The organism is Tepidimonas sp. (assembly GCF_036824975.1).
GTDB lineage: Bacteria > Pseudomonadota > Gammaproteobacteria > Burkholderiales > Burkholderiaceae_C > Tepidimonas.
In genome coordinates this window covers 1-5,012 of the sequence record NZ_DAISZC010000007.1, presented here as the reverse complement: position 1 = coordinate 5,012, position 5,012 = coordinate 1, and the positions used below count along the sequence as shown (strand labels likewise).

Genomic DNA, 5,012 nt, shown 5'->3' with positions numbered 1-5,012 from the left:
TCGATGCGCGGCAGGTTGGCGGTGACTTGCAGCACAGCGGGCACGGTATCCCACAGGTCGAGCGCGCGCCAGGCGTCGGGCAGGTCGGGGTGGGCATCCCGGTGCTCGGGCGTCAGGCGGGCCGTGGCCGTGTCGCTCAGCTTGGGCGCAGCGTCATCGTGCTCATCGTCGGCCCAGGCGAGCAGCGCGTCTAGCCAGCGGCGCACGTCGGCCGTGCGTCCCAGCACTTTCGGGGCGCCGTGGGCAAGCAGCACCGCCAGTGCCTGTGTGGCACTGGAACGCGCGCGCGCCTTGCAGGGCTGCAGGGCCTCCAGGCGGGCGGCGCGTGCGTGCTCGAGCACGCTGCCCAACGGCTGTGCCGCCAGATCGGGCCATTGGGCCGCCCATGTGCGGGCGTACCGCAGCACCGGCTCCAGCGCCTGCGCCAGGGCATCGGGGTCGCGCCAGGCGCTGGCCACCAGGGGCACCTGCTCAGCCGACAGCGATGCATAAAGCTGCCGCCACAGGTCGTCGATGGCTTGCTGGCGCAGCGCTGTCGTGTCGGTGATGAGCTGCAGGTTGAATGGGGTGCCGCTGGCAAAGGCGACCTCGCGCAACACACGCCAGGCCCAGCCGTGCAGCGTGGCGATGGCCGCCTCATCCATGCCATCGGCGGCCAGTTGCAGGCGCCGCGCCAGGGCGGGCCAGCTGTGGCGCGGGTAGCGCGCCCGCAGCTCGGCCAGCGGTTGCAGCTCAGCCGACCAACCGTCGCTGCGATCGGCGGCCGCAAAGACCGAGGCCGCTTGCGCCAGTCGTTGGCGGATGCGCACCTTGAGTTCCTGTGTGGCCGCCTCGGTGAACGTGACCACCAGAATCTGGGGCGGCAGCAGCGGAGGCAGCGCGCTGTCGGCCCCGTCGTGCGGCCCCAGCACCAGTCGCACATACAGCATGGCGATGGTCCAGGTCTTGCCCGACCCGGCGCTGGCTTCGATGAGCTGACAGCCGCGCAGTGCAAAAGTGTGCAGGTCCAGTGCGTTCATGGGCCACGGTCGGGGGCGGGGGCGTCATTGGTTTCGTCCAGGGATGACGGGCAGGACGTGATGGCGGCTCGCAAGGGGCCATACACGGTCGTGGCCAGTTGGCCGAAGAGGCTATGGGCCGCCTGCTCGCGTGGGCCGGCCAACGCGACGAACGTGGGGTAGCACTGCCGCAGCCACGGGTCGCGCTGGCGGCGGCCGTCACGGTGCGCGCTGCCCTCGTAGCGCGCGCAGGCGTCGTCCCACGCGGCCGTGGCGCTGCCGTCACGCTTGTGCAGCCGTTGAAACCAGGCCAGGGCGCAGTCCGGCTCAAAGGGGCTAGGCTGGCGCATGCCGCGCCACCACAAATCGACCAGCATCTGCCACAGGGCTTGTGCCTCGTCATCGGCCAGCGGCTGCAGGATGGCGCAGCCGCGTGGCGACAGTACCCACGTGTGGAGGGGGCCGCCCGCCACGTGGTGGGCCAGATGCGTCGCCCAGGCTGGCAGGGCGTGATCCAGTCGCCATGGGGAGCGGCTGCTGTCGTCGCGACGCAGGCCGTCGATGAGTGCGTGGCCGAGCCACAGCAGCCGATGGCGCGCACCGCTGGCGTTGCGTCTGACCTCACCGATGACGTCGAGCCAGCGCAAGGCACCGTCCCCGGTGGGCAGGCTGCAGTCGAGCACGTCACGCTCGGCGGCACCGTGGCCGCACTGCTGCCAGTAGCGCGTTGCCTGTCGCCAGGCGACCTCGGCGTCGCGCAGCCAGTCGCCGCCGAGGGCGTCGCCCCAGTGGCCGGCCGGCCAGGCGCCGCGCGCGGTGGCGTGGCGCCAGACGCGTTGGACGGCGTCAAGGGCGGTCTCCCATGAGGCACCGTGACGTGCCGCCCGTACCACTGCCCGCAGCCACTGCTCGTTCAGGCGCCAGCGCTGCAGCCCGTCGGGTGCAGCGACGTCGCGCTCCTGCAGCGTGTCGTCGTGGTCGCGCCAGCGCACCTGCAGGCGCTGTTCGTACAGCGCGCGCACCGGGTGGCGCAGGAAGTCGAGCAGCGGTTTCAGCGGCATGGGCTCGGCGGGCTGCCACAAGGGTAAGGTCTGCTGTGGCGGGGACGGGAGGAGCCGCGGCAGCACGGCGGGTGCATGCGCCTGCGCCGCTGAGCCGCACTGTGCCGGGTTACCGGCCGCAGGGGCAGCAGCCGTGCCTTCCGCCTCAGTCGCGGTGATCGGCGGTGTGATGCCAGCCGTCGCACCAGCTGCGCCCGCGCCGGCGACCGGCGCCCACTCGGGGTCGTAGCTAAACAGCGGCTCCCCCGGCGTCGGGGGGCGATCGGGGTGCGCGTGCGGGGGGTAGTATGCGGGATCGAACGGGTGCAGCCGGTGCTCGACGGTGAGCGCGTGCAGCAGCGCGGCGCCATCCCCGTTGCAGTGGCGCCAGCCGGCGGCCACGTGATCGCGCAGCTGGCCCACGAGCACGCTGGGTGCACGTTCGCTGCCGTCGTGCGCGCTGTGGCCGACCCATGAGATCGACAGGTGCTCGCGCGCCGACAGCAGGGCTTGCAGAAACAGGTACCGGTCTTCGTGCCGGGCCAGCCGGTCGCCGGCGCGGGGATGGCGCGCCATCAGGTCGAAGTCGTCGGCGGTCGGGGGGCGCGGGTAGGCGCCGTCGTGCATGCCCAGCAGATAGACGTGCCGAAACGGCACCGCCCGCATGGGCAGCAGGGTGGCGAACGTGACCCCTCCGCCCAAAAAGCCACGAACCGTATCCCGGCCAGGATCGATCCGCGCCAGCCAGGCGTCCGCTACGGCGGCCAGCGGCAGCGGCTCGTCGCCGGCACTGCGAGCATCCGTCCCCCAAGCGTGCAGAGCCTGCCGCAGGCGCTGCAGCAGCCGCCACCCGGCGGGGTCGGCGTCGGCGTCGGCCAGCAGGCAGTCGTCCAGCAGCCCCTCAAGACGCTCGATCCACACCGGCACCGCAGCAGCTTCGGATAGCGCCTGCCGGTAGCGCTGCAGGGTGTGCAGCAGCGCCTGCAACCGCTCGATGAGCGGGGCCGCCATCGGGCTGACGCCCGGGGTCGGGGGCAGGGTGCGCCAATCGGTATCGTCGTTGCCCAACGCCAGCCCCAGCCACAGGCGGCGCAGGCCGTCGGCCCAGGTCAGTGCATCACTGGTGTCGGTCGCCGCCCCCAGCGACTGCCGGTGCGCCCCGTCCAGTCCCCAGCGCACGCCGGTGTCCGCCAGCCGGCGTCGCAGCTGCGTCACATCGTCAGGCGTCAGCCCCAGGCGGCGCGCCAGTGCCGGCACCTGCAACCAGTCCAGCACGGTGTTGACGCCGAGCCGTTGGCGCGGCAGGTCGAGCAGGCTGCGCACCAGGTTGAGCAGCTGCGCGCTGTCGGCATCGGTGCTGTCGGCGACGCTGTAGGGCACGTGGCGGGGATCGTCGCTGGCGTAGCGCCCGAATACGGCGTGGACCAGCGGCGCGTAGGCGGCGATGTTGGGCGCCATGACCACGATGTCCCGGGGGCGCAGCGTGGGGTCGCGATGCAGCGCAGCGACGATTTGGTCGTGCAGCACCTCGACTTCGCGCAGCGCGGTGTGACAGACGTGGAAGCGCAGCGAGCCATCGAGCGCCGGGTTTATCGGCGGCCAGTGGGCGCGCGTTTCGGCCAGTGTGCGGTTGTGCAGCACGTCGTCCTGCAGCTGTTGCAGCAGGGTCGGCGGTGGAGACGGGCGGGAATCGGCGTCGCCTGCGCCGGGGTTCGCGGGGCGGGTGTCAGCGTCATCGAATAGATCGATGCGCTGGCCCAGTTCGCGCAGCGCGGCATCGAAGGCGTCGCGCACCGGGCGCTCGTCGTACTGCTGCAGCAGCGCGATGAAGTCGCGTCCTTGACGTCCCCAAGCCGCCAGCAGTGGATGTCCAATCGCCTCCACGGCAGCGGTGGGTTGCAGCGCCGCAGTTCGACTACCTGCGCGCTCGCGCCAATGGCGCTCGGCGCGCTCCAGCCACAGCCGTTCTGGAATCAGGTCGGCCCAGTAAATGCGACAGGGATTGAGCACGCACACCAGCACCTGGCTCCAACGCGCCACCAGGGCGAGCGCCTCCAGTATGGCCGGCGGCAGGGCAGCCAGTCCGAGGACGGTCAGCCGCCGTGGCCAGTGGGGTGGCGGGGACGCCGCGTGTTGCAGAGCCTGCACGAATGCCGCGTGGATGTCGACACGGCTGGGTAGGCCGGCCTGCCTTGGTGCGTCGGTGTGCTCCGCGCGCCAGTCGTCGAGCACACGGCGCCACAGCAGGGCTTGCCACCGATCGTCCTCGGCAAGGGGCAGGCGTTGCCCGTCGGCGGTGCGCAGCACGTCGTCGCCGCAGGCCCAGTCGTGCAGCCAATCGCCCCGGTAGACCTGGTACTGGTCGTAGAGGTCGGCCAAGCGATGGGCCAACTGGTAGCGGCGGCGGCCGTCCCCATCGTGGCGCAGATAGGCCTGCAGCAGCGCGTAGGCCGGATCGCCCAGTGTTGGCAGCAGCCGCCACAGGCGCCAGGTCAGAGCAGCCTTATCCAGCGGTGCGGACTCGGGTACGCATTCGGCCCCCAGAACCGCCCGGTAGGCGCGCCACAACCACTGCGCCGGCAGCAGCATGTCCAGGCCGGCGGCCACGCCGGCCGCACTCGAAGCGTGTACCTGTTTGATCCACAGCCCGACCGCCTGAGACGGCACGATCCATGTTTCGGGATCCAGCGGCGGCTGCGGCCAGCGCTGGGTCCACGCCACAGCCAGCTCCAGCAACTGCTCGGCGCGGTGGCCGTGTACCACCATCAGCCCGGGCCGTTGGCCGGCAGGCAGTTCATCGTCGTGGCGGGAGGGCAATGACGTCATCGCGGGAAGGGAAACGGGGACGCGGACACGCGGGCCCACGGAGTGGTAGCCGTACTCCTCCGTCACGCGTTCGCCGTCTCGAAGCCCACCACATTGCGCGCCTGCCGCCCGAACTCGATGCCGACGAGGTGGATGGGCCGTCCATCGG

General features: G+C 71.6%; 2 protein-coding genes. Both read right to left on the bottom strand.

From position 1 onward, the window contains the following. Positions 1-1,019: UvrD-helicase domain-containing protein (locus V7Z54_RS01745; RefSeq protein ID WP_334133903.1), on the bottom strand; the 1,019-nt coding region annotated here is incomplete at its 3' end. After that, positions 1,016-4,864, bottom strand: coding sequence for an exodeoxyribonuclease V subunit gamma (gene recC / locus V7Z54_RS01740; protein WP_334133901.1), 3,849 nt, complete (start codon positions 4,862-4,864; stop codon positions 1,016-1,018). The genes recC and V7Z54_RS01745, both read right to left, overlap by 4 nt. Positions 4,865-5,012 lie beyond the last annotated feature (148 nt).

Coding starts and splice junctions, on each gene's coding strand:
- recC (WP_334133901.1), bottom strand. CDS start 4,864: ATGACGTCATTGCCCTCCCGCCACGACGATGAACTGCCTGCCGGCCAA.